The sequence below is a fragment of the Streptomyces sp. NPDC102514 genome (assembly GCF_055584525.1).
Genome location: NZ_JBVJLW010000011.1, coordinates 129,635 through 155,807, shown reverse-complemented (window position 1 = coordinate 155,807; position 26,173 = coordinate 129,635). Strand labels below are relative to the sequence as shown.

5 protein-coding genes and 2 pseudogenes are annotated in these 26,173 nt (G+C 72.0%); 5 read left to right on the top strand and 2 right to left on the bottom strand.

Going from position 1 to position 26,173, the window contains the following annotated elements; translation table 11 throughout:
• The first annotated feature begins 570 nt into the window (after nucleotides 1-570).
• The 5 genes and pseudogenes from ACZ60E_RS26650 (at nucleotide 571) to ACZ60E_RS26630 (ending at nucleotide 22,720) form a co-directional block, all read left to right on the top strand.
• Entirely contained in the window at nucleotides 571-1,968 is a 1,398-nt protein-coding gene (locus ACZ60E_RS26650) for a methylmalonyl-CoA mutase family protein (RefSeq protein WP_469443671.1), read from the top strand.
• An 805-nt stretch (nucleotides 1,969-2,773) separates the two neighbouring features.
• Complete coding sequence (locus ACZ60E_RS26645; protein ID WP_469443669.1) at nucleotides 2,774-5,605, top strand: helix-turn-helix transcriptional regulator; 2,832 nt, start codon at nucleotides 2,774-2,776, stop codon at nucleotides 5,603-5,605.
• Nucleotides 5,606-5,683: 78 nt separating this feature from the next.
• A pseudogene (locus ACZ60E_RS26640) lies at nucleotides 5,684-8,854 on the top strand (type I polyketide synthase); the annotation flags it as partial.
• Nucleotides 8,855-9,007: 153 nt separating this feature from the next.
• Nucleotides 9,008-17,809, top strand: a pseudogene (locus ACZ60E_RS26635) (type I polyketide synthase); the annotation flags it as partial.
• Between the two features lie 198 nt (nucleotides 17,810-18,007).
• The gene (locus ACZ60E_RS26630) at nucleotides 18,008-22,720 is read left to right on the top strand and encodes a type I polyketide synthase (protein WP_469443918.1); all 4,713 of its coding nucleotides are present in this window, start codon (nucleotides 18,008-18,010) and stop codon (nucleotides 22,718-22,720) included.
• A gap of 266 nt (nucleotides 22,721-22,986) precedes the next feature.
• On the opposite strand, the gene thiO is transcribed toward ACZ60E_RS26630, so the two are convergent.
• Together thiO and ACZ60E_RS26620 are read right to left on the bottom strand one after the other, a co-directional pair.
• The gene (gene thiO, locus ACZ60E_RS26625) at nucleotides 22,987-24,075 is read right to left on the bottom strand and encodes a glycine oxidase ThiO (protein WP_469443667.1); all 1,089 of its coding nucleotides are present in this window, start codon (nucleotides 24,073-24,075) and stop codon (nucleotides 22,987-22,989) included.
• On the bottom strand, nucleotides 24,072-26,156 hold the full coding sequence (locus ACZ60E_RS26620; RefSeq protein WP_469443664.1) for a type I polyketide synthase: 2,085 nt from the start codon (nucleotides 26,154-26,156) through the stop codon (nucleotides 24,072-24,074). Before ACZ60E_RS26620 ends, thiO begins: the two co-directional genes overlap by 4 nt.
• Nucleotides 26,157-26,173: the final 17 nt, after the last annotated feature.

The following is a 26,173-nucleotide window of genomic DNA, read 5'->3' as shown; positions in this document are numbered from 1 at the left end:
GCCCGATCTCCGCGTCGTCCAGGAGAACGTCGTCCGCGCACCGTCGCGCGAGCGGCGGGCAGTGCTGTCGGCGGAGTGGCAGGTCAGCCCGTGTCCTGTGCGGACGACTCGGGCCCGGATCGCCGAGCGGTTCCGCGCCCGGAACGAGCTGCTCCGGTGACATGTGCACCGGCAGGAACCCGGGGTCGGCAAGCTGCTCGAACGCGGCGCACCCTCGCCCCCCATACGACGGCGACGGGACAGGCGGAGTGGTGAACGTCAAGGGCACCCCCTCTTCGCCCCTACCGATTTGACCCGGTTGCCTAGATCTTCCCGAACGTGCGCACGGTCGCTCGCGAGGCATTGACACCGGTGCGGCCACCTCCCCATCCTGATCACGACCCGGCGGCCACCGGTGCGAACACCCCCCTCGTCCCACCGCACGGCACCGCTGTGCCCGCGCGCGGCTAGGCGATGAACACGAAGCGTGCGCCGCTGTCGCACGGTCCCGGGCCCAGACCTGGAACCGGATCCGATCCCACGTTCGGTCCCGGACCGCGCGGTCCGGCCGTGACCGAAGGAGAGCACCGCGTGGCACGTGGACCGCAGTCCGATCTGCCCGTCGGGGCACTCCACGGCGTCGAGCGCCGCACGGGCCGGGATTCGGCGGAGCGGGTGGCGGAGCCGGCCGCGTGCCCCTGCGCCCGGGACGCGTACCGACCGCTGGAGGCCGGGCGGCCCCTGGAGGCCGAAAGGCCGTGCCCGCTGCCTCAGTACACCGGCTTCGGTACGGCGACCGCGGCCAACGCCCGCTATCAGCAGCTCGTCTCCAGAGGCACGACGGCCCTGTCGGTCGTCTTCGACCTGCCCACACAGATGGGGTACGGCTCCGACGCGCCGCTCGCCCTGGGCAAGGTCGGCAGGTCGGGAGTGGCCGTCGACTCCCTCGACGACATGCGGGTGCTGTTCGGCGGCATACCGCTCGACCGGGTGTCCACGTCGATGACGGTCAGGGCCCCGGCCGCGCTGTTGCTGCTGATGTACCAGCTGGTGGGCGAGGAACAGGGCGTACCGGCCGACAGGTTGACCGGGACCATCGAGTACGACGTGCTCACGGAGTACATGGCCCGGGGCAGCCACGTCTTCCCGCCCGAGCCGTCGCTCCGGCTGGTCGCCGACACCATCGGGTACTGCCGGACCCAGCTCCCCCGGTGGAACACCGTGTCCTTCTCGGGCCGCCACATGGCCGCGGCGGGGGCCACTGCGGCGCAGGAGGTCGCCTTCGCGCCGGCCGACGGCATCGCGTACGTGCGGACCGCGGTGGCAGCGGGGACGGACGTGGACGACATCGCTCCGTGGCTGTCCTTCTCCTTCGCGGCGCGCGTCCCCGCGTCGGAGGAGGTCGCCGGGTTCCGGGCGGCACGACGGATCTGGGCGCGGGTGACGCGTGGGGAGTTCGGGGCGGAGCACCCGGCGTCGTTGACGCCTCGTCCCGGCACGCGCAGATACGGAGTGCTGTCTGCCGCACACCTGCCCGAGGCGAACCGGATGACCGCCGACATCGAGGTGGCGGTCGTCGAACTGCTGGCCAGGATCGAGGAGTTGGGCGGCGCGGTCGGCGCCGTCGAACACGGTTTCCAGAAGGGCGAGATCGAGCGTTCGGCGCGCGACGTCACCCGGCGGGCCGGCGCCCGCGAACGCGTCACGGTCGGCGCCGACGGTGCACGGCCCGCCGGGGAGGAGCCTTGCGCGTTCCTTCTCGTCGACCCGGCCGTCGAGGCCCGACAGGCCGAACGCATGGCGAAGTTACGGGCCTGGCGCAGCCATGAGCGGGTGGACGCGGCACTGACCGGGATGCGGCGGACAGCCGCGAGCACGGGCAACGTGCTGTATGCGATGAAGGACGCCCTCGCCGCCGGTGCAACGGTCGGCGAAGTCTGCGACGCCTTGTGTGAAGTGTGGGGCACCTGCACCCCGCGCGGCTTCTGACAGCGGTCCGCGGCCGATTGTCCACGAGCCCGGCGATACGGCACGCACCCGCCGATCGGTGTCACATCGGACTTCAATTGTATTACCTCCGGGTAAGGACGACGTGAACGGCTCACCCGCTGTCACGGGCCTTGCCCGGACGGGCAAAAGAACGGGCAATCTTCAAAGCGGACGAAGGCACTCGTCGTCGCGGCGAAGTGAACTTGCACACGCCCGACAGGCATTTGTTGAACGACGCTCTGCTTTTCCGGAACCTCCCGCCGCGCGCCCGGGCAAGATCGAATCCTGACCTCATCGGGCCGGAGCGCGGAACGCGGATGCAAAGTAGATCACGCCAACACTTTCGCGCCATGCGGCCCGTACTGCCTCCGTACGGGAAAACCCTCTGGCGGACGCGCGTATCACCCCGTCCGGGGCACCACACTTTGCTCTGCCCCCGGGAGTCGGCGACCGCTAACACGACCGCGTCGACGGTCGGCCGGTGGAGCTGCCGTCAGACCAGAACCGGACAGTAATGTTCCCCTTCCCAGGGTTAAAAAAAAGACAACACAACACCTCCTATGGGCACCTTCTCGGAGAGATCCAGCCACCCGATCGGGCATGACTCACGGGTAATTTCGTCTCGGCATCGACAAAAACACAGTTCAGAGCAGCAATGGGGGCGTGCCCGAGAGCGCTCGACCAGTCGCGGCACGCCAAATATTTGGCTGCTGGACATTGCCCGAATGAATGTCACAAACTTGCAGGGCTTCCGTCGCATACCACGTCGGAGGCGGGCCGGCTCCATGCTCAAAGATTGACAGGGGTGTTCCAAGCAGTGTTACGGGAACGCAGCAAATTACTCGAACAACTCGACGACGTGCTGATCCAGTCCTCGCGCGGCAGCGGCGTCATCGCCACCGTCAGCGGGGCCACCGCGGTGGGGAAGACAACGTTATTCCGCACTCTGACGGAACGGGCCGCCTCGGCGGGCACCATGGTGCTCAGCGCTGTGAGTTCAGCCGATGAGCGACACGTCCCCTACAGCGCACTCGCCCAGCTCATGCATTCGATCAATGCCCACTCGTCCGCCACCGGTGCCGGGTACGCCGGGAACGCAGGCAGCGCCCGGCCCGACAGGCAGTCGGGCCTGACCATCGTTCCCACGCCGCCCGACGCCCGGGACGATCCGCTGACCGTCGCACGGCAGACCTACCGGATCATCACGCAACTGGCGGCCCGGCGGCCCGTGCTGATCGTCGTGGACGACGTCCAGCACACCGACCCGGCGACGCTCTCCTGCCTGCGCTACCTGGCTCAGCGCCTGAGCCAGCTGCCACTGGCGCTGGTGCTCATGCACGGTGTCTCGGTGGACGAGCAGCCACCGCCCGTCCTGCACGATCTGCTGTACCGGACGAGCGCGAAGCACCTCTACCTGGAACCGTTCTCGCCGCTTGGCATCAAGGAACTGGCCGCGAACCGGCTCCCGTCGCTGCCTTCGGACCGGGTCGTCGTCGAGATACACCGGATGAGCGGCGGCAATCCGTTGCTCGCCGAGGCACTCGTCGAGGAGCACCGGCTGCACGCCGCATCCGGATCCGCATCAGCCGCGGAGCCGACGTCCGTCGACGCGGCGATCGGTCCCCTCTTCCACCAGGCGGTCCTCGCCTACCTGCACCGGCTCGGTCCGCGCGCGGTCCGGCTCGCCCAGTGCCTCGCGCTGCTGGACGCCCCGGTCAACCCCGTCCTGCTGAGTCGTCTGAGCGGCATCGACCCGGAACTGCTCAAACGTTACAGCGGGTTGTTCTCGGGCGTCGGCGCGCTGGACGGGCCCCGGCTGCGGCAGGCGGGGGTGCGACAGGCGATCCTCGGCGAGATGTCCCACCACAAGGTGACGCACCTGCGGTACCGCGCCGCCCGTCTGCTGCACGACAGCGGGGCCCCGCCCCAGACGGTCGCCGTGCACCTGGTCGGCATCGGCCCGCTGCACGAGGAGTGGGTGCTGCCCGTCCTCCGTGCCGCCGCGGCCCAGTCACTGGAGGAGGGGGCGCTGCCGCAGGCCATCCGGTACCTGGAGCTGGCCCGCGAGTGCTCGTCGGACGAGACACAGCGCCTGTCGGTGAGGTCCCAGTACGCCTACGGCCAGTGGCAGCTCAGTCCCGCCGACTCCGCCCTGCACTTCCTCGGCCTCAAGGACCCCATACTCGAAGGGAAACTGACGGGGGACGACGCGTGGTGGATAGCCGAGGGCATGCTCTTCCACCTCAGCTTCGACGAAGCCGTGGAAGTGGTCGACCACCTCAACGACAACGACGAGGAGGCGGCGACCGCGCTGTACAGCACGCGGATGCTGATGGCCTCGGAGGTGCCGGGAGTGCTCGACCGGCTGAGTCGTCCGCTGGAGGCCACCACGGCGCCGGCGACGTCCCACTCGGAACTGCGTGCGAGGCACGCCCTCGCCCTCGTTCTGGAACGGGGGGCCGACGAATACGCGGTGGCCCTGGCGGACCAGACGTTCCAGGGCACCAGGAACCGGCCGACGTCGCAGCTGAGCGGCCTGCCCAAGGCACTTCTCGCCCTGTGCTACGCGGACCGGATCGAGGCCGCCGACAAGTGGTACGAGGTGATCGCCGCCGACGCGGGGAACTCCGACGCACCCGGCTGGCGGGCCCAGGGTGAGTGCGTCGGCGCGCTGATCGCGCTGCGGCGCGGCCGGCTGGACGATGCCGTGCGCCGAGCGGAGGCGGCGTACGCGAGGTTGTCCGGGCCGAAGTGGAACGTCAGCAGTGCACTGGCACTGGCCATCCTCATAGAGGCCCACACCGCTCGGTGCGACCACCGTGCCGCGGCCAAGTACCTGGTGGCCGAGCCGCCGCCCGCGTTGTTCCTGACCCGGGCGGGGCTGCACTATCTGTACGCGCGGGGCCGCCATCACCTCGCGACCGGCAACACGTACCTGGCGCTCAGCGACTTCCAGGAGTGCGGCCGGTTGATGCGCCGCTGGAATCTCGACACACCCGCCCTCGTGCCGTGGCGGCTGGGTGAGGCCGACGCGTGGCTGCGGCTGGGCGAGAAGGACCGGGCGGTCCGGCTCATCGAGGAACAACTCGCAAAACCGGACAACGGGCTCACCCGCTCGCACGCGATGGCCCTGCACTCACTGGCCCTGACCCAGGCGGCCGCGAAGCAACTCCCGCTCCTGCGGGACGCGTTCAGGCTGCTGGAGACGTGCGGTGCACGGTACGAGGCCGCCGCCGTCCTGGCCGACCTGAGCCGCGCCTACCAACGGCTGGGCGACAAGCGGGCGCAACCGACCGCGCGACGGGCCTGGCGGCTGGCCAAGGCCTGTCAGGCGGAGTTCCTGTGCCAGTCGCTGCTTCCGACGTCCACGCCCCAGAGCGTCGCCTCCCGGGACAACGCGGCTTGCCGCACCGGTGACAGCACGGGCCAGGACGACTTCGACGGGCTCAGTGAGTCCGAGCGGCGCGTCGCCGTCCTCGCCACCCAGGGGTACGCCAACCGCGAGATCGCCGAGAGGCTGTTCGTCACCGTCAGCACCGTGGAACAGCACCTGACCCGCGTCTACCGCAAGATGGGCATCAGGAACCGCGAGCAGCTCCTGCAGGCAACCCACACCGTCACCCCCCAGTCGGCCTGACACCCTTCGCCGTCGTCCGCCCGGCCCGTCACCACGGGCCGGCCGGCTTCGTCGGTCCCGCCGGAGTCCCTTCCCCCGATGGCCCCGGCCGACACATGTGGCACAACAGCACCTGGCGGCAGGGGCTTTGGTGTGAGCCCTGCCGCCAGGTGCACCGCCCGCCACCGGCACCTGCCGAGCAGGTCACCGAGACCACGACGGCCCCGACGGAGTCCTATAGGGGGCTGTACGGGTAGCTGGGGGTGGGTGGCGGAACCAATCATCAATCCCTCAGGACGAACGCCAGTCCGGGCGTTTTCGGAGCGCGTGATGAGGGAGGCGCTCGCCACCATGACGAGTGATCTTGTGCACGGTACTGACGCCATCGCCATCACCGGCTTGTCATGCCGCCTCCCCCAGGCACCGGACGCCGGCGCCTTCTGGGAGCTGTTGCGCGCGGGCCGGAGCGCGATCACCGAGGTACCCCCGGACCGCTGGAACCCGGACGAGGTGCTGCCGGACGCGTCGGAGCGGCACCGTGCGGGACTGCGCCGGGGCGGGTTCCTCGACCGGCTGGACGGTTTCGACGCCGAGTTCTTCGGGATCTCACCGCGCGAGGCCGTCGCGATCGACCCGCAGCAGCGGCTGTTCGCCGAGCTGGCCTGGGAGGCGCTGGAGGACGCGGGCATCGTGCCGGAGACGCTGCGCTCGACCTCGACGGGCGTCATCGTCGGGGCGATCGCCGGCGACTACGCGGCGCTGGCACAGCGCGGTGGCGCGATCACGCAGCATTCGCTGCCGGGTCTGAACCGCGGTGTCATCGCCAACCGGGTGTCCTACGCGCTGGGCCTGCACGGCCCGAGCCTGTCGGTGGACTCCGCACAGTCGTCGTCACTGGTCGCGGTCCACCTGGCGGTGGACAGCCTGCGCAGGGGCGAGTGCACACTGGCCCTCGCGGGCGGTGTGGCGCTCAACTTCGCGCCCGAGAGCGCCGAGGTCGCCGGACGCTTCGGCGGTCTGTCGCCGGACGGACGCTGCTTCACCTTCGACAGCCGCGCCAACGGATACGTACGCGGTGAGGGCGGCGGAGTCGTCGTGCTGAAGCCGCTGGCACACGCGGTGCGCGACGGCGACACGGTGTACGGGGTCATCCTCGGCAGCGCGGTCAACAACGACGGCGCCACCGAAGGCCTCACCGTGCCCAGCGCCGAGGCTCAGGCGACGGTGCTGCGCCAGGCCTGCCTGGACGCGGGCGTGGACCCGCAACAGGTCCGCTACGTGGAGCTGCACGGGACGGGCACCCCGACCGGCGACCCGCTGGAGGCGGCCGGCGTGGGCGCCGCGTACGGCAGCGCCCGTCCCGCGGACTCCCCCGTCCTCGTCGGCTCGGCCAAGACCAACGTCGGGCACCTGGAAGGTGCGGCGGGCATCGTCGGACTGATCAAGACGGCGCTGAGCATCCGGCACCGGGAGATCCCGGCCAGCCTCAACTACGAGACCCCCAACCCGGCCATCGACCCCAGGACGCTGAACCTGCGCGTGCAGACCGAGTGCGGTCCGTGGCCGGACGCGCCGCTGCTGGCAGGGGTCAGCTCCTTCGGTGTGGGCGGAACGAACTGCCACGTGGTGCTCGCCGAGGCGCCGGAGCCGGCCACGGCCGAGGAGGAGGCGCCGGGGGCCGGCGAGCCGGAGATCCCGCTGGCCCCGTGGCCGGTGTCCGGACGAACGGACGCGGCTCTGCGGGCCCAGGCCGGAAGGCTGCTGGAGCGGCGGGCCGCCGACGCCGACGCATACGACGTCGGGTCGTCGCTGGCCGGCTCGCGCACGCACTTCGAGCACCGCGCGGTCGTCCTCGGCCCCGACCACGACGCGCAGTTGGAGGCGTTGCGGACGGGCGCCGAGATCCCCGGGCTCATCACGGGCCTCACCGGCGACCACGGCAAGGTCGCACTGGTCTTCCCGGGTCAGGGCTCCCAGTGGGAGGGCATGGCGCGCGAACTGCTGCGTACGTCGGCGGTCTTCCGTACGTCGATCGAGGCGTGCCACGAGGCCCTCGCCCCGTACGTCGACTGGTCGCTGGTGGACACACTGCGCGGGGAACCCGGCGCGCCCGCGCTGGACCGTGCCGATGTCGTCCAGCCGGTGCTCTTCGCGGTGATGGTCTCGCTCGCCCGGGTCTGGGAGTCGCTCGGTGTGCGGCCGGACGCGGTGGTCGGGCACTCGCAGGGCGAAGTCGCCGCGGCCCACATCGCGGGCGCGCTGGACCTGGCGGACGCCGCGCGGATCGTGGCGCTCCGCAGCCGGACGATCATGACGCTGGCGGGCACCGGGGCACTGGCGTCGGTGCCGCTGCCTGCCGACCGTGTCACCGAGTACATCGCCCCGTCCGACGGGGAGTTGAGCATCGCCGCGGTCAACGGGCCGGGTGCCACGGTCGTGGCCGGGTCCCCCGCCGCCGTGGCCGAACTGCTGGCACGCTGCGAGGCCGACGGGATCCGCGCGAAGGCCGTCCCCGCCGTGGACTTCGCCTCGCACTCGCCGCACATGGAGGCCATCCGGGAGGAGTTGCTGGAGCAGCTCGACGGGGTGACGCCGCGTTCGTGCGACATCGCGTTCTACTCGACGGTCAGCGCGAGCGCCGTCGACACGGCGGGGCTGGACGCCGGGTACTGGTACACCAACCTCCGTCAGCCGGTTCTCTTCGAGGCGACGCTGCGGGTCATGGCGGAGGCGGGGTTCGGCACGTTCGTCGAGTCGAGCCCGCACCCCGTTCTGACGCTCGGGGTGCGCCAGACGCTGCCGGACGCGATCGTCGTGGGGTCGCTGCGCCGCAACGAGGCGCCGTGGCCGCTGCTGTTGACCTCGCTGGCGGAGCTGCACGTGCGCGGTCTGCCGGTGGACTGGTCGGCCGTCTTCACGGGACGGCCGCCGCGCCGTGTCGAGCTGCCCACCTACGCCTTCCAGCGCAGGAGTTACTGGCCCGAGGTGCCGGACACGTTCCGGTCCGCCGCGCCGGCCGCGGCGCCCGACCGGCCGGAGGAGCTCGACGAGGCCCCGGCGGCGGGCCCCGCGTGGCCGGACCTGCTGGCGGCGCTCCCGCGGGAGGAACGCCATCGTGAGGCGCTGAAGCTGGTGCGGCTGCGCACGGCCATCGTGCTCGGTCATCTGAGTACGGACACGGTGGACGTCGACCGTGCGTTCCGTGAGCTGGGCCTGGACTCCACGATGGCGGTCCAGCTCCGGCAGAGCATCGCGAGCGCCACCGGACTGGCCCTGCCCGAAAGCCTCGTCTTCGACCACCCGAGCCCGTCGCGGCTCGCCCGTCGACTGTGCGAACTCGCCCTGGACGAGGGCCCCGTACCGGCCGTGGCCCAGGTGGTGACGTCGGCGGTGGACGCCGACGACCCGATCGTGATCGTCGGCATGGGCTGCCGATTCCCCGGCGGCGCCGGTTCGCCCGAGGACCTGTGGCGGCTGGTCGACGACGGGGTGGACGCCATCTCGGGCTTCCCCACCGACCGCGGCTGGGACCTGGACGCGCTGTACGACCCCGAGCCCGGCGTGCGCGGCAAGACCTACACGCGGCAGGGCGGATTCCTGCACGACGCCGCCGAGTTCGACACCGAGTTCTTCGGCATCAGCCCCCGCGAGGCCACCGCGATGGACCCGCAGCAGCGGGTGCTGCTGCAGGTCGCCTGGGAGGCGGTCGAACGCGCCGGCATCGATCCAGGTGAGCTGCACGGCAGCAGCACCGGCGTGTTCGTGGGTGCGATGTCCCAGGAGTACGGCCCACGGCTGCACGAGGGCGACGACGGGCTGGGCGGCTATCTGCTCACCGGCAACACCGCGAGCGTCACCTCGGGCCGCCTCGCCTACACCTTCGGTCTCGAAGGGCCGGCGGTGACGATCGACACGGCCTGCTCGTCGTCGCTCGTCGCGATGCACCAGGCGGTGCAGTCCCTGCGGGCCGGTGACTGTTCGCTGGCCCTGGCGGGCGGTGTCACGGTCATGGCGACCGCGGGCATGTTCGTGGAGTTCGGGCAGCAGCGGGGCCTCGCGGCCGACGGCCGGTGCAAGTCCTTCGCGGCCGGCGCGGACGGCACCATCTGGGCCGAGGGCGCGGGCATGGTCCTCCTCGAACGCCTCTCCGACGCCCGGGCCAAGGGACACACCGTCCTGGCCGTCATCCGTGGCTCGGCCGTCAACCAGGACGGTGCCTCCAACGGCCTCACCGCACCCAACGGCCCCTCCCAGCAGCGCGTCATCGGCGCGGCGCTGGCCGGGGCCGGGCTCACCCCCGACCAGGTGGACGCGGTCGAGGCCCACGGCACGGGCACCTCGCTGGGCGATCCCATCGAGGCGCAGGCCCTGCTGGCCACGTACGGACAGGATCGTGACGAGCCCCTCTGGCTGGGTTCGCTGAAGTCGAACATCGGCCACAGTCAGGCGGCGGCCGGTATCGGCGGGGTCATCAAGATGATCCAGGCCATGCGCCACGGCACCCTGCCCCGGACCCTGCACGTCGACGAGCCCAGCCGGTCCATCGACTGGAGCGCGGGCAACGTGAAGCTGCTGACGGAGGCCCGCCCCTGGCCCGAGACCGGCCGGCCCCGTCGCGCCGCCGTCTCCTCCTTCGGCATCAGCGGCACCAACGCCCACCTCATCCTCGAAGCCCCACCCGCACCACAGGACACGGACACCCCACAGACACCGGACGTTCCCGAGGGAACCCTCCTGCCCTGGACGCTGTCCGCCAGAACCGGACCGGCTCTTCGTGAGCAGGCCGAGCGGCTTCTGGAGCACGTCACCCGGCATTCACACCTCCACCCGGCGCACATCGGCCACGCCCTCGTCGCCACCCGCGCGCGCTTCGGGCAGCGGGCCGTGGTCGTCGGCAGCGGGCGCGACGAACTGGTCGCCGGTCTGCGGGCGCTGAGCCGCCAGGAGGCATCGCGCGCGGTCGTCACGGGCGTGGCACGCGAGGGTGCGACGGCGTTCCTGTTCACGGGTCAGGGGTCGCAGCGAGCAGGCATGGGACGACGCCTGTACGACACCCACCCCGTCTTCCGCGACACCTTCGACGAGGTCTGCACCACCCTGGACCACCACCTCAACGCCGAACACAGCGTCAAGGACGTCGTCTTCGACGACGACCCCACCCTCCTCAACCAGACCCGCTACACCCAGGCCGCCCTCTTCGCCCTCGAAACAGCCCTGCACCACCTCGTCACCTCCTACGGCATCACACCCGACTTCGTCACCGGCCACTCCATCGGCGAAATCACCGCCGCCCACGTCGCAGGCGTCTTCTCACTCGACGACGCCTGCCGACTCGTCGCCGCCCGCGGCACCCTCATGCAGGCCCTCCCCACCCACGGCGCCATGATCGCCCTGCGCACCACGGAGGACGAGGTCCGTCCGCTGCTCGAAGGTCTGGAGCAGCACGTCTCCATCGCGGCGGTCAACGGCCCCTCCTCCCTCGTCATCTCGGGCGACGAGGACCTGACCACGGACCTCGCCGCCGTCCTCAAGGAGCACGGTGTCAAGACCCGGCGCCTCACCGTCTCCCACGCCTTCCACTCACCCCACATGGATCCCATGCTGGAGGCGTTCGAGCGCGTCGCCGCGGACCTCACCTACCACGCACCGGCCATCCCCCTCGTCTCCAACCTGACCGGCCTGATCGCCGATCCCGACCACCTCACCACCCCCGCCTACTGGGTCCGTCACGTCCGGGAAGCGGTCCGCTTCGCCGACGGCGTCAGCACCCTCCACGAACAGGGCGTCCGCCACTTCATCGAACTCGGCCCCGACCCGGTCCTGACCGCGCTCGTGAACGAGGCCACCGCGGGGAAGGCCACCGGCACCGCCGTCCTGAGGACCGGGCACCCCGAGCCCGTCACCTTCCTCACCGCCCTGGCGCAGGTCCACGCCAACGGGGCACCGGCCGACCTGACCGCGCACCTCGGGGCGCCTCGCACGCTCCCCGACCTTCCCACCTACGCCTTCCAGCGGGAACGGCACTGGTTCACCGCCGGCACCACGGGCGACGTGGCGTCGGCGGGTCTGACCGCCACGGGACACCCGCTGCTGACGACCGCGGCCGAACTGCCCGACCAGGGCGGGCTGCTCCTGACCGGCCGGGTGAACGCCTCGGCCCCCGCCTGGGCGGCCGAGCACGCCGTCTTCGGCACCCCGGTCATGCCGGGCGTGGCTTTCGTGGACATGCTGCTGCACGCCGCGACCCTGGTGGGCTGCACCCGCGTCGAAGAGCTGGTTCACCACGCGTTCCTGGCCCTTCCCGACCGCGGCGCCCTGCACCTGCGGGTCCTCGTCCGGCCGGCGGACGACACAGGGCGGCGGGCCTTCGCCGTCCACACCCGGCCCGAGGACGCCCCATGGGGCTCCGACTGGACCTGTCACGTCACCGGCACGCTCACCGACGCGCCGGCGGGCAGCGCCGCACCCACCGCTCCGGCCCCGGACGCGGACTGGCCCCCGGCCGCCGCGGAGCCCCTGGACACCGACGGCTTCTACCGGCGGATCGCCGAAGCGGGGCTCGGCTACGGACCGGTCTTCCAGGGCATGAAGGCCGCCTGGCGGGACGGCGACACGCTGTACGCCGAGGTCGCGCTGCCCCCCGGTACCGGCCCGGATCGTTACGGCGTCCACCCCGGTCTGCTCGACTCCGCGCTGCATCCGTTCCTGCTGGCCACGTCCGACGCGGACGGCACGATTCATGTGCCCTTCGCATGGAGCGAAGTGACCCTGCACGCGACCGGTGCGCACGCCCTGCGCGTCCGGATCACCCGCCCGGCACCGGAGACGGTTTCGCTGCGGATCACGGACCCCTCCGGCCTGCCCGTCCTGACCGCCGCCTCCCTCGCCCTGCGTCCGGTCCGCCCCGAGCAGCTCGAAGCGGCCCACTCCGGCCGCGACGGCGCGCTGCACGAGGTCGTGTGGCGCACGGTGCCCACCCCGCCGGACGCCGCCGCATCCGTCGAGGGGAGCACCTGGGCCCTGGTGGGAGAGGCGAGCGACCGGCTCGGCGCCGCGGTCCTCGTGGCGCTCGGCCCCGCCGCACAGGCGTACCCGGACGCGGCAGCGCTGCGTACGGCCCTGCGCGGCGGTGCGATCCGGCCCGGGACGGTCGTCGCCAGGGTCGCCGCCGGCGACGGCACCGACCTGGCTCAGGCGGCGCACACCGCGACCGCCCACGTGCTGGAACTGCTCCAGGAGACGCTGGCCGACGGGGGCGCCGGCTCCCGCCTGGTCGTCCTCACCGAGGGCGCGGTGTCCACGGACGTGGCCGCGGGCCTCGGCGGCTCCGACGCCGGTCCGGCCGCCGCGGCGGTATGGGGCCTGATCCGCTCGGCGCAGTCCGAGCACCCGGACCGGCTCACCCTCGTCGACCTCGACGGCTCACCGGCCTCCGCCGAGGCCGTCGGCGCGGCCCTGGCTGCCGGGGAGCCGCAACTGGCCGTGCGTGAGGGCCGGTTGCTCGTCCCCCGGCTCGTTCCCGTGACCGTCGACCCGCTGCCCGTCACGGCGTTCGACGCGGAGCGGACGGTGCTCGTCACCGGTGGCACCGGCGCCCTCGGTGCCCTTCTCGCCCGCCACCTGATCACCCGGCACGGTGTCCGCAGGCTGCTGCTGACCAGCAGGAGTGGGCCCGACGCGGCAGGCGCCCTCGTCGAGGAGCTGACCGGTCTCGGCGCCGAGGTCACCGTCGCGGCCTGCGACGTGGCCGACCCCCGGTCACTGGAGGATCTGCTCGCCGGGCTTCCGGCGGAGCACCCGCTCGGCGCGGTCGTGCACTGCGCAGGTGTGCTGGACGACGGAGTGGTCACCGAACTGGACCGCGACCGGCTGGACGCGGTGCTGCGTCCGAAGGTGGACGGTGCGTGGAACCTGCACCGACTGACCCTGGACATGGACCTGAACGCCTTCGTGCTGTTCTCCTCCGTGGTCGGTGTCCTCGGCTCCCCCGGCCAGGCCAACTACGCCGCCGCCAACACCTTCCTCGACGCACTCGCCGAACACCGCCACACCACCGGACACCCCGCCACATCCCTCGCCTGGGGCCTGTGGCAGACCGGCATGGCCGACACCCTCGACGAACAGGACCGCGCCCGCATGACCCGCGGCGGGCTGGCCCCGATGCCCGCCGCACGCGCGCTGGCACTCTTCGACACGGCCCTCGGTACGGAGCGGGCGGCACTCGTGCCCGCCGGCGTCGATGTCGCCGGTGCCCGCGCGGGACGCGCGCCGGCTCGGCTGTCCCCGATGCTGGCGGACCTCGTTCCCGCGCAGGCACCGCCCGCCGCCGAGCGGCGGAACGACCCGGGCCAGGACGACTCCTCGCTCGGCCGGCGCCTCGCCGCACTCGACGAGGAGGAACAGCACGACCTCCTCCTGGACGTGCTCAGCAGGCACGCCGCGATCGTCCTGGGCCACAGCTCCCCGCCGGTGATCGACCCTGAGCACCCGTTCAAGGACCTCGGCTTCGACTCGCTGGCCGGCATAGAACTGCTCCTCGCCCTCGGCGAGACGCTGAGCCTGCACCTGCCGTCCACCATGCTCTTCGACTACCCCACGCCCGCCGCGCTGATCGCCTACCTCCGGAACGAACTGGTCGACGACCAGGCTCCCTCGACGGCCGAGGCCGCGGAGCCACTCCGCGGCGCGGAGACCGGGACCATGGGCACCGCGCCCGACGACGACCCGATCGCCGTCGTGGGCATGGGGTGCCGCTTCCCGGGCGACGCCGGTTCGCCGGAGGACCTGTGGCGGCTGGTCACCGAGGGAGTGGACGCCATCGGAGCGTTCCCCGCCAACCGTGGCTGGGACCTCGACGACATCTACGACCCGGATCCCGACGTGCGGGGGAAGTCCTATGCCCGTGAGGGCGGCTTCCTCTACGACGCCGACCGCTTCGACGCCGAGTTCTTCGGCATCAGCCCACGTGAGGCCCTCGCACTCGACCCCCAGCAGCGACTCCTCCTGGAGACCGCGTGGGAGGCCTTCGAGAACGCGGGCATCCGCCCCGACACCCTCCGCGGCAGCGCCACCGGCGTCTTCGCCGGAGTGGTCACGCAGGAGTACGCGTCGCTGACCTACCAGGACGGCGAACCCGTCGAGGGCTACCTCCTGACCGGCACCACCGCGAGCGTCGCCTCCGGACGCCTCTCCTACACGTTCGGCTTCGAAGGCCCGGCCGTCACCGTCGACACCGCCTGCTCCTCCTCACTGGTCGCCCTCCACCTCGCCTGCCAGTCCCTGCGCAACGGCGAAACCACCATGGCACTCGCCGGCGGCGCCACCATCATGGCCAACCCCGGCATGTTCATGGAATTCAGCCGCCAACGCGGCCTCGCCCCCGACGGCCGCTGCAAATCCTTCGCAGCCGCCGCCGACGGCACCATCTGGGCCGAAGGCGCAGGCATGGTCCTCCTCGAACGCCTCTCCGACGCCCAGGCCAACGGACACACCGTCCTGGCCGTCATCCGCGGCTCCGCCGTCAACCAGGACGGCGCCTCCAACGGCCTCACCGCACCCAACGGCCCCTCCCAACAGCGCGTCATCAAAGCAGCCCTCGCCAACGCCCGCCTCACCCCCGACCAGGTCGACGCCGTCGAAGCCCACGGCACCGGTACCTCGCTGGGCGATCCCATCGAGGCGCAGGCCCTGCTCGCCACGTACGGACAGGACCGTGACGAGCCCCTCTGGCTGGGCTCGCTGAAGTCGAACATCGGTCACGCGCAGGCGGCGGCGGGTATCGGCGGGGTCATCAAGATGATCCAGGCCATGCGCCACGGCACCCTGCCCGCGACCCTGCATGTCGACGAGCCCAGCCCGCACATCGACTGGACCACCGGCAACGTACAACTCCTCACCGAAGCCCGCCCCTGGCCCGAGACCGGCCACCCCCGACGCGCCGCCGTCTCCTCCTTCGGCATCAGCGGCACCAACGCCCACCTCATCCTCGAAGCCCCGCCCGCGCCACAGGACACGGACACCCGACAGACACCGGACGTCCCCGAGGGAACCCTCCTGCCCTGGATCCTGTCCGCCAAGTCCGAACAGGCACTACGCGCCCAGGCCGAGCGGCTGCGTGTCCATCTCGGTCGTGAGTCGGGGCTGCGTCCGGAGCGGGTCGCGCATGCTCTCGCCACCACCCGCACCCTGTTCCCGCACCGGGCCGTCGTGATCGCCGACAGGCACGAGGACTTCGACCGCGCCCTCGACGCCCTCGCGGCCGGCGGACCGTCACCCGCCCTGGTCCGCGGCACCCCGCACACCGGTAGGACGGCGTTCCTGTTCACGGGTCAGGGGTCGCAGCGAGCAGGCATGGGACGACGCCTGTACGACACCCACCCCGTCTTCCGCGACACCTTCGACGAGGTCTGCACCACCCTGGACCACCACCTCAACGCCGAACACAGCGTCAAGGACGTCGTCTTCGACGACGACCCCACCCTCCTCAACCAGACCCGCTACACCCAGGCCGCCCTCTTCGCCCTCGAAACAGCCCTGCACCACCTCGTCACCTCCCACGGCATCACACCCGACTTCGTCACCGGCCACTCCATCGGCGAAATCACCGCCGCCCACGTCGCAGGCGTCTTCTCACTCGACGACGCCTGCCGACTCGTCGCCGCCCGCGGCACCCTCATGCAGGCCCTCCCCACCCACGGCGCCATGATCGCCATCGAAGCCACCGAGGAGGAAGCGACCCCGCACCTCACCGAACACACCGGCATCGCCGCCATCAACGGACCCCACGCCCTCGTCATCTCGGGCGACGAACACGACGTCACCACCATCGCCCAGCACTTCGCCACCCAAGGACGACGCACCCGCCGCCTCACCGTCTCCCACGCCTTCCACTCACCCCACATGGATCCCATGCTGGAGGCGTTCGAGCGCGTCGCCGCGGACCTCACCTACCACGCACCGGCCATCCCCCTCGTCTCCAACCTGACCGGCCGGGCTGCCGCCCCGCGTCGCATCACCACCCCTGCCTACTGGGTCCGTCACGTGCGGGAAGCGGTCCGCTTCGCCGACGGCGTCGGCACCCTCCACGACCGGGGCGTCCGCCACTTCATCGAACTCGGCCCGGACGCCACGCTGACCACCATGGCCAAGGAGTGCGTGCCGCAGGGCGACGACGTCACGTTCGTCCCCCTCATGCACCGCGACCGGAACGAGGCCCAGGCCTTCCTCGCCGCCCTGGCCGCCGCGCACACCCACGGCAGCAGCCTCGACTGGACCCTGCTGACCGGCACGGCTCCCGCCGCCGCCCTTCCCACCTATCCCTTCCAACGCCAGAGCTACTGGCTGGAGGCGCCGAAGCCCACCGCGGGTGCCGGCGGTCCGGGGCTGACGGCGACGAGCCATCCGGTACTGACCACCTCGGTCGAGCTGCCCGACGGCGGCGGACACCTGTTCATCGGCCGCGTCTCGGCTGCCGACCCCGCCTGGATCCCCGAACACACCGTCTTCGGCACCCAGGTGCTGCCCGGCGCGGCGTTCGTCGACCTTCTCCTCCACGCGGCGGGGCACGTGGGCTGTGAGCAGATCGAGGAACTGACCCACCATGTGTTCCTCGCCGTGCCGGACCGCGACGCGCTCCAGCTGCGGGTCCTCGTCGAGGCCGCGGACGAATCCGGACGCCGCCGGTTCGCTGTCTACTCCCGGCCGGAGGACGCGCCGACGGGCGACGACTGGACCCGGCACGCCACCGGCGCACTCACCGCCGAGCCCGGTGCGGTCCCCGCGTCGGCCGACGTGTTCTCGGACGACCTCTGGCCCCCGGCCGCCTCGGCCTACCTGGACCCGGAGGAGTTCTACGACCGGATCTCCGAAGCGGGACTGGGATACGGGCCGCTGTTCCGCGGACTGCGGTCGGCCTGGCAGGACGGGGACACGCTGTACGCGGAAGTCGCCCTCCCCGCGGGCACGGACCCGGGCACGTACGGCATCCACCCGGCCCTGCTCGACGCGGCGCTCCAGCCTGCGGCGTTCGTCGCGGGTGACGGGACGGCCGGCGACTCCGTCAGGGTCCCGTTCTCCTGGAGTGGTGTGTCCCTGTACGCCACGGGAGCGACCGCGCTGCGGGTCCGCATCGAATCCTCCGCCCCGGACACCGTTTCGCTCGTCGTCGCCGACCGGACGGGTGCGGCGGTGCTGACGATCCGCTCCCTCAGCCTGCGGACCGTCGGCGCCGACCAACTCGCTGCCGTGCGTTCAGCCGACACCGCGGAGCTCTACGGGGTCGACTGGCTCGCCCTTCCCGTACCGGCGGACAACGACCGGGCCACTGCCGAGACCGCGTGGACCGTGGTCGCCGATCCGCACAACCACCACCTCGCGTCGCCGCCGACGGCGCTCGGCACCGCGGTGGAGGTCCGGCCGGACTCGATGACGCTCCCGGCGGCGGCACCGCCGGACAGGGCTTCCGGACCGGCGGTGTTCGTCACCTGGTGCGTCTGCGAACCCGGCGCCGACACGGTGCGGTCCGTACGTTCCGTCACGCGCCACGTGCTCGGCCTCGTCCAGTCGGTCGTGGCCGACGAACGCACCGACTCCCGTCTGGTGGTCCTCACCAGGGGCGCGACGACCACCGGCAGCGGCGACGAGTCGGCCGACCTGGCCGGAGCGGCGGTCTGGGGGCTGATCCGCACCGCGCAGTCGGAACACCCCGGCCGGTTCACCCTGATCGACCTCGACGGCTCGGACGCGTCCCTGCGGGCCGTACCGGCCGCCCTGGCCACCGCGGAACCGCAGCTCGCCGTACGCGACGGTTCGCTCCTCGTGCCGCGTCTCGGCCGCATCCGTCCCGGCGCCCCCGTACCGGCGCCGGACGGCTCGGAGTCGCAGGACCCGACGTCGAACGGCTCGGAGCCGGACGGCTCACCGGTGCGGTTCGACACGGACCGGACGGTCCTCGTCACCGGCGGAACCGGCGCCCTGGGCAGGCTCCTCGCCCGTCACCTGGTGGTCACGCACGGCGTCAGGAGGCTGCTGCTCACCAGTCGCCGCGGCGCAGCCGCGGGCGACACGCTCGTCGGCGAACTGGCCGAGCTGGGCGCCGAGGTCACGATCGCGGCCTGCGACGTGGCCGACCCCCGGTCGCTGGAGGATCTGCTCGCCGGGCTTCCGGCGGAGCACCCGCTCGGCGCGGTCGTGCACTGCGCAGGCACCCTCGACGACGGCATCGTGACGGCGCTCACTCCCGAGCGGTTCGACGCGGTGCTGCGTCCGAAGGTGGACGGTGCGTGGAACCTGCACCGGCTGACCCTGGACATGGACCTGAACGCCTTCGTGCTGTTCTCCTCCGTGGTCGGTGTCCTCGGCTCCCCCGGCCAGGCCAACTACGCCGCCGCCAACACCTTCCTCGACGCACTCGCCGAACACCGCCACACCACCGGACACCCCGCCACATCCCTCGCCTGGGGCCTGTGGCAGACCGGCATGGCCGACACCCTCGACGAACAGGACCGCGCCCGCATGACCCGCGGCGGGCTGATCCCGATGCCCGCCGACGATGCGTTCGCGTACTTCGACGCGGCGCTCGGCGAGGACCGTGCGGTGGTGGTCCCGGCCAAGCTCGACCTGGCGGGCCTGCGCACCCGTGCCGCGTCCGCCCCGGTGGCTCCGGTCCTGCGCGCACTGGTCCGCACGCCGCTGCGCACCGCGGCGCAGTCAGCCGAAGCACAGCAGGACGTCGGCGGTCTGCGGGAGTCGCTCGCGGGCCGCACCGAGTCCGAGCAGGAGCGGATCCTGCTGGACTTCCTGCGCGGTCACGTGGCCGCCACCCTCGGGCACGCGTCGTCCGACGCGATCAACCCCGCGCAGTCCTTCAAGGATCTGGGCTTCGACTCGCTCAGCTCGGTGGAACTGCGCTACTCGCTGGACGAGGCGTCCGGGATGCAGCTCCCGTCCACGCTGCTGTTCGACTATCCGACCCCCGCGGTGCTGGCCGCCCACATGCGGCGCGAACTGCTGGGCGACGAACAGGCGGAGACCGCCCTCGCGGAGGCCGCCGACACGGTCCGTACCGTGCCGGCGGACGGCGACGCGGACGATCCGATCGCGATCGTCGGTATGGGGTGCCGTTTCCCGGGAGGCGCCGATACGCCGGAGGAGCTGTGGCAGCTGCTGGCGGACGGGCGGGACGCGATCGGCGCGTTCCCGGACAACCGTGGCTGGGACATCGAGAACCTCTTCGACACCGATCCCGACGTGCGGGGGAAGTCCTATGCCCGTGAGGGCGGTTTCCTCTACGACGCGGACCGCTTCGACGCCGAGTTCTTCGGCATCAGCCCGCGTGAGGCCCTCGCGCTCGACCCTCAGCAGCGACTTCTCCTGGAGACCGCGTGGGAGGCCTTCGAGAACGCGGGCATCCGCCCCGACACCCTCCGCGGCAGCGCCACCGGCGTCTTCGCGGGTGTGGCGGCCGGGGAGTACGCGTCGCTGACCTACCAGGACGGGGAACCCGTCGAGGGCTACCTCCTGACCGGCACCACCGCGAGCGTCGCTTCGGGACGCCTCTCCTACACGTTCGGCTTCGAAGGCCCGGCCGTCACCGTCGACACCGCCTGCTCCTCCTCACTCGTCGCCCTCCACCTCGCCTGCCAGTCCCTGCGCAACGGCGAAACGACCATGGCACTCGCCGGCGGCGCCACCATCATGGCCAACCCCGGCATGTTCATGGAATTCAGCCGCCAACGCGGCCTCGCCCCCGACGGCCGCTGCAAATCCTTCGCAGCCGCCGCCGACGGCACCATCTGGGCCGAAGGCGCAGGCATGATCCTCCTCGAACGCCTCTCCGACGCCCAGGCCAACGGACACACCGTCCTGGCCGTCATCCGCGGCTCCGCCGTCAACCAGGACGGCGCCTCCAACGGCCTCACCGCACCCAACGGCCCCTCCCAACAACGCGTCATCAAAGCAGCCCTCGCCAACGCCCGCCTCACCCCCGACCAGGTCGACGCCGTCGAAGCCCACGGCACCGGCACCACCCTCGGCGACCCCATCGAGGCGCAGGCCCTGCTGGCCACCTACGGACAGGACCGCCGCCCCGACCTGCCGCTGTGGCTGGGCTCCTACAAGTCCAACATCGGTCACGCGCAGGCGGCGGCCGGTATCGGCGGGGTCATCAAGATGATCCAGGCCATGCGCCACGGCACCCTGCCCGCGACCCTGCATGTCGACGAGCCCAGCCCGCACATCGACTGGACCACCGGCAACGTACAACTCCTCACCGAAGCCCGCCCCTGGCCCGAAACCGGCCGGCCCCGACGCGCCGCCGTCTCCTCCTTCGGCATCAGCGGCACCAACGCCCACCTCATCCTCGAAGCCCCACCCACACCACAGGACACGGACACTCAACACGCACCGGACGTCCCCGAGGGAACCCTCCTCCCCTGGATCCTGTCCGCCAAGTCCGAACAGGCACTACGCGCCCAGGCCGAACGGCTCCTGGAGCACGTGAACGAACACCCCGAGCTCCACGCTGCCGACATCACCCACTCCCTGGCCACCACGCGCACCACCTTCGAACACAACGCCGCTGCCGTGGGCGCCACCCGTGAGGAGTTGCTCGCACAACTCGGCGCCCTCGCGCAGGACCCCTCCCCCGTCGCCTTCCGTGCCCAGCCGCCCACCGAGAAGGTCGCCTTCCTCTTCACCGGTCAGGGCTCCCAGCACCCGGGGATGGGACGCGCTCTCTACGACACCTATCCGGTCTTCCGCGAGGCCTTCGACGAGGCCTGCGCCGCTCTGGACCGGTACCTCGACGCCGAACACAGCGTCAAGGAGGTCGTCTTCAGCGACGACCCGGCCCTGCTGAACGAGACCCGCTACACCCAGCCGGGGCTTCTGGCGCTGCAGACGGCGCTCGCCCGGCTCGTGGTGGACCGGTTCGGCGTCTCGCCCACCCACCTGATGGGCCACTCCGTCGGTGAGATCGCGGCCGCCCATGTGGCGGGAGTCCTCTCACTCGACGACTCCTGCCGACTCGTCGCCGCCCGCGGCACCCTCATGCAGGCCCTCCCCACCCACGGCGCCATGATCGCCGTCGAAGCCACCGAGGACGAAACAACCCCACACCTCACCCAACACACCGGCATCGCCGCCATCAACGGACCCCACGCCCTCGTCATCTCCGGCGACGAACACGACGTCACCACCATCGCCCAGCACTTCGCCACCCAAGGACGACGCACCCGCCGCCTCACCGTCAGCCACGCCTTCCACTCACCCCACATGAACCCCATGCTCGACGACTTCGAGCACATCGCCGCGGACCTCACCTACCACGCACCCGCCATCCCCCTCGTCTCCACCGTCACCGGCGGGTTCGCGGGTTCCGAGGTCACCGGGGCCGGCCACTGGACCGACCACGTCCGCAGCACCACCCGCTTCCACGACGGCCTCAAGGCACTGCACAACGACGGCGTCACGCTGTACCTGGAGATCGGCCCGGACGCCGTCCTCACCGCGCTGGCCCGCGAGGCACTGCCCCAGGCGAGCGCCGCGGCGCTGGTCCGGCCGGGGGCCCCGGAGCCGGCCACCCTGCTCGCCGGCCTCGTCCAGGCACACGCGGGCGGTGTCGCCGTCGACTGGACGGGCGTCCTCGCCGGGCGCGTGGCCCGGAACGTCACTCTTCCCACGTACGCGTTCCAGCGTCGTCGTTACTGGCTCGACGCACCCGAGCCCGCCGGTTCCCCGGCCGTCCTCGGCCTGGAGTCCACCTCGCATCCGCTGCTGGCCACGGCGACCGAACTCCCGGACGGCAGCCACCTGTTCACGGGCCGGGTGACCCTCAACTCGCACGCGTGGCTGAGCGATCACATCGTCATGGGGACCGTGGTCCTGCCGGGCACCGCGTTCATCGAGCTCGCGCTGCACGCGGCCCTGACGGTGGGTCTGGACGAGGTGGCGGAACTCGTTCTGAACGCGCCCGTCACCTTCGGCTCCGAGGACGCCGCGCTGCTCCAGGTGGTCGTCGGTCCCGAGAATCCGGCGGCGGGCCGCAGCCTGACGATCAGGTCCCGCTCGGTGAAGGACCACGCGTGGACGGACAACGCCACCGGCACGCTGGGCGTGCCCGCGCCGGTTCCTTCCTGACCCCGGCCGGGCCGGCGGCCCCTCCCGTCGACAAGCCTGCGCCCCCTCACCGCTTGGTGAGGGGGCGCAGGCTTGTCGACGGGAGGGGGTGCCCCACCAGGACGGTGGGCACCATGGCCCCGCCAGGGGCGTGGGGAACTGTGCGCTCAACCCGCGGTGACCGACACACAGCTCCTCGCGCCTCTTGCTGGCCCTGCGCGTTCCCCGGACGGCGAACGCCCTCCCGCCGGTTCGGCGGGAGGGCGTTGTCGGGCTGTGCCGGGAGGTCAGCCGAAGCGCAGCGGCGTGAAGGGCAGTACCTGCGCCGGCGGCGCCGTGTCCGTGAGGTAGGCGGCCATCGCCGCCGCGGTGACCGGAGCGAGCTGGACGCCCATGCGGAAGTGGCCGGCGGCCAGGTACACGTCGGGCACGGTGCTCGGGCCGATGACCGGGAGTTCGTCGGGTGAGGCGGGGCGGAGCCCGGCGCTCATCTCGGCGAAGCGGAGGGCGCCGACGCCGGGGACGATCTCGGCGGCGCGGGTCAGCAGGTCGTGGGTGCCCTCGGCCGTGATGGTCTCGTCGTAGCCGCGTTCCTCGTAGGTGGAGCCCACCACCAGCTCGCCGTCCGTGCGGGGTATCAGGAGGAGGGAGCGGCCCTTGGACAGGGCGCGGGTGGCCACGCTGACCAGCGGTGGGTCGGAGTGCAGGCGCAGGATCTGGCCCTTGACGGGACGGATCTCCGGAACAGCGTTCTCGGGCAGCCCCCCGATCTGGTGCGTCCAGCAGCCGGCCGCGAGGACGAGCCGGTCGAAGGCGACCTCGTCGCCGTCGTCGAGGACGACGGTGTGGTCCCCGACGCGGACGGCCCGCTTGCGGACGACGGTGCCGCCCAGGGCGGCGATGGCCGTGAGCAGCGCGGCGTTCAGGGTGCGCGGGTCGACGGCGCCCTCGTCGGGCGACAGCAGGCCGCCCGCGGTCGGGGCGAACGCCGGCTGGAGCTTGGCGCACTCCTCGGGGGTGAGCCGTTCGGTGCGGACGCCGAGCGACTCCTGGAAGGCCTGCTGGCGGTCGAGGCTGTTCAGGGAGTCTTCGTCGAAGGCCGCGTCCAGTACGCCGTCACGCCGGAACCCGGCGGGGGCGAACTCCTCCAGCTCCGCCACGAAGGTCGGGTAGAGCGCGCGGGAGGCGAGGCACAGGCGGCGGAGGTCCTCCTGGTCGTAGAGCTGCTCGTTGACAGCCGGGAGCATGCCTCCCGAGACGTGGGAGGTCTTGCCGGCCGGTGTGGGGTCGATGACGGTGACGGAGAGGCCTTGGCGTGCGGCTCGCCACGCGGTGGCCAGGCCGATCACGCCGCCGCCGACGACAACGGTGTTCACTGTTTGTTCTCCTGAAGGAGTCGCCGCAGGTGGGAAGCCAGAGCCGCGGGGGTCGGATGGTCGAAGACGAGGGTCGCGGGGAGTTGCAGTTCGGTGGCGGTCGACAGGCGGCGGCTGAGTTCGAGATTGCCGATGGAGTCGAGGCCGAGAGCGCCGAACTCCCGCTCGGCCTCGATGTCGTCGGGGCTGTCGTAGCCGAGGACCGAGGCGGCGACCGCGCGGACGGATTCCAGGACGGCGGCGTCGCGCTCGGACTCGGGCAGATCTGCCAGCAGGGCGCGCAGCCGGTGGGTGTCCGGGCCGGCGGAGGCGGCGGGCGCCAGGTCGGCGAGGACGGGCGGGACGTTGCCGGTGAGGGCCGCCTCGTTCAGTCGTACGGGTGCGAGGACGGCCTCCTCGGCGGCGAGCGCGGCGTCGAAGAGCGCCAGGCCCTGTTCGTGGCCGAGCGGTGCGAAGCCGGAGCGCCGGATGCGCATGAGGTCGGTGGCGGAGAGGCCGGAGCCCATACCGTCCTCGCTCTCCCACAGGCCCCAGGCGAGGGAGAGTCCGTGCAGGCCGAGGGTGCGCCGGCGGTGGGCGAGCCCGTCGAGAACGGCGTTGGCGGCGGCGTAGTTGGCCTGTCCCGGGTTGCCGATCAGGCCGGTGACGGACGAGAACATGACGAAGGCGCAGTCGGGGTCCCTGATCAGGTCGTTGAGGTGGAGCGCGGCCTCGGCCTTGGGCCGCAGGACCTTGTCGAGCCGGCGCGGGGTCAGGGCGTCGACCGTGACGTCGGACAGCACGCCGGCGGTGTGGATGACGGCGGAGGGCGCCGGCACGTCGGCCAGGGCGCCTTCCAGCGACGTACGGTCGGAGGTGTCGCAGGCGACGATGTCGACGCGGGCGCCGTGCGCGGTGAGTTCGGCGCTCAGGTCGGCGGCTCCGGGGGCGTCCGGGCCGCGGCGGCTGAGCAGGACCAGGTGCCGCACTCCGTGGCGGACGACCAGGTGCCGGGCGAGCAGGCTGCCCAGCGCTCCGGTGCCGCCGGTGATGACCACCGTGCCCGTGAGGTTCGTGCGCCGGGGCGGTGGGAAGCGGACCAGTCGGGGCCGGAACAGGGCGCCGTGGCGGACGGCGAGCTGCGGTTCGTCACAGGCCGCGGCGGCGACGAGGGCGCGGCCCGAGTCGTCGGGGTCGTCGACGTCGACCAGTACGAAACGGCCGGGGTGTTCGGACTGGGCACTGCGCAGCAGTCCCCACACGGCGGCGCCCGGCAGGTCGGACAGCGCCTCCTGGCTGTGGGCCGCGACGGCTCCGCTGCTGACCAGGAGGAGGCGGGCCCCGGCGAGGCGTTTGTCGGCCGACCACTCCTGTACGAGCATGAGGGCGCGCTGGGCGGCCGAGCGCACGGGCGAATCCTGGTCCGTGCACGACACCACGACCACGTCGGGTGCCGGTGCGCCTTTGCGGAGGGCGGCGTCCAGCGCGGCGAGCGAGGCGTAGGAGTCGAACGAGCGGCGGACGGACTTCAGAGCGCCGGTGACACCGATGTGGTCGGTGCCGAGGAACGCCCAGTGCTGCTGGTCCACGGAGGCCGGCCTCTGCTCCACGGCCTTCCACACCGGGCGGAGCAGGCGGGTGCGCTGTGCCGCGGCGTCGAGCTGGTCGGCGGTGACGCGGCGTCTGACGAGGGTGCCGACCGTGACGACCGGTTCGCCGTCCGCGCCGGTGAGCGCGAGGGAGACGCCGTCCTCGCCGGGCACGGTGTGGACGTTGACGCTGCGGGCACCGGCCTTGTGCAGGCGGATCCCCCGCAGCGCGAACGGCAGGAAGGTGCTGTCGTCGTGGTCGAGGTCCGGCACCAGCGCGGTCTGCAGGGCGGCGTCGAACAGCGCGGGGTGCAGGAGGTAGCCGTCGTCGCGGGCGGCGGCGCCGTCCAGTCCGGCTTCGGCGTAGACCTCCTCACCGTGCGACCACACGGCGCGCAGGTTGCGGAAGGCCGGACCGTACCGCAGGCCTCGGTCGGCGAGACGGCCGTATATGTGCTCGATGTCGATCTGCTGTGCTTCCTCCGGAAGCCCAGGCCGTTGCGTGCTGCTCATCGTCGCGTCCTCCGCGG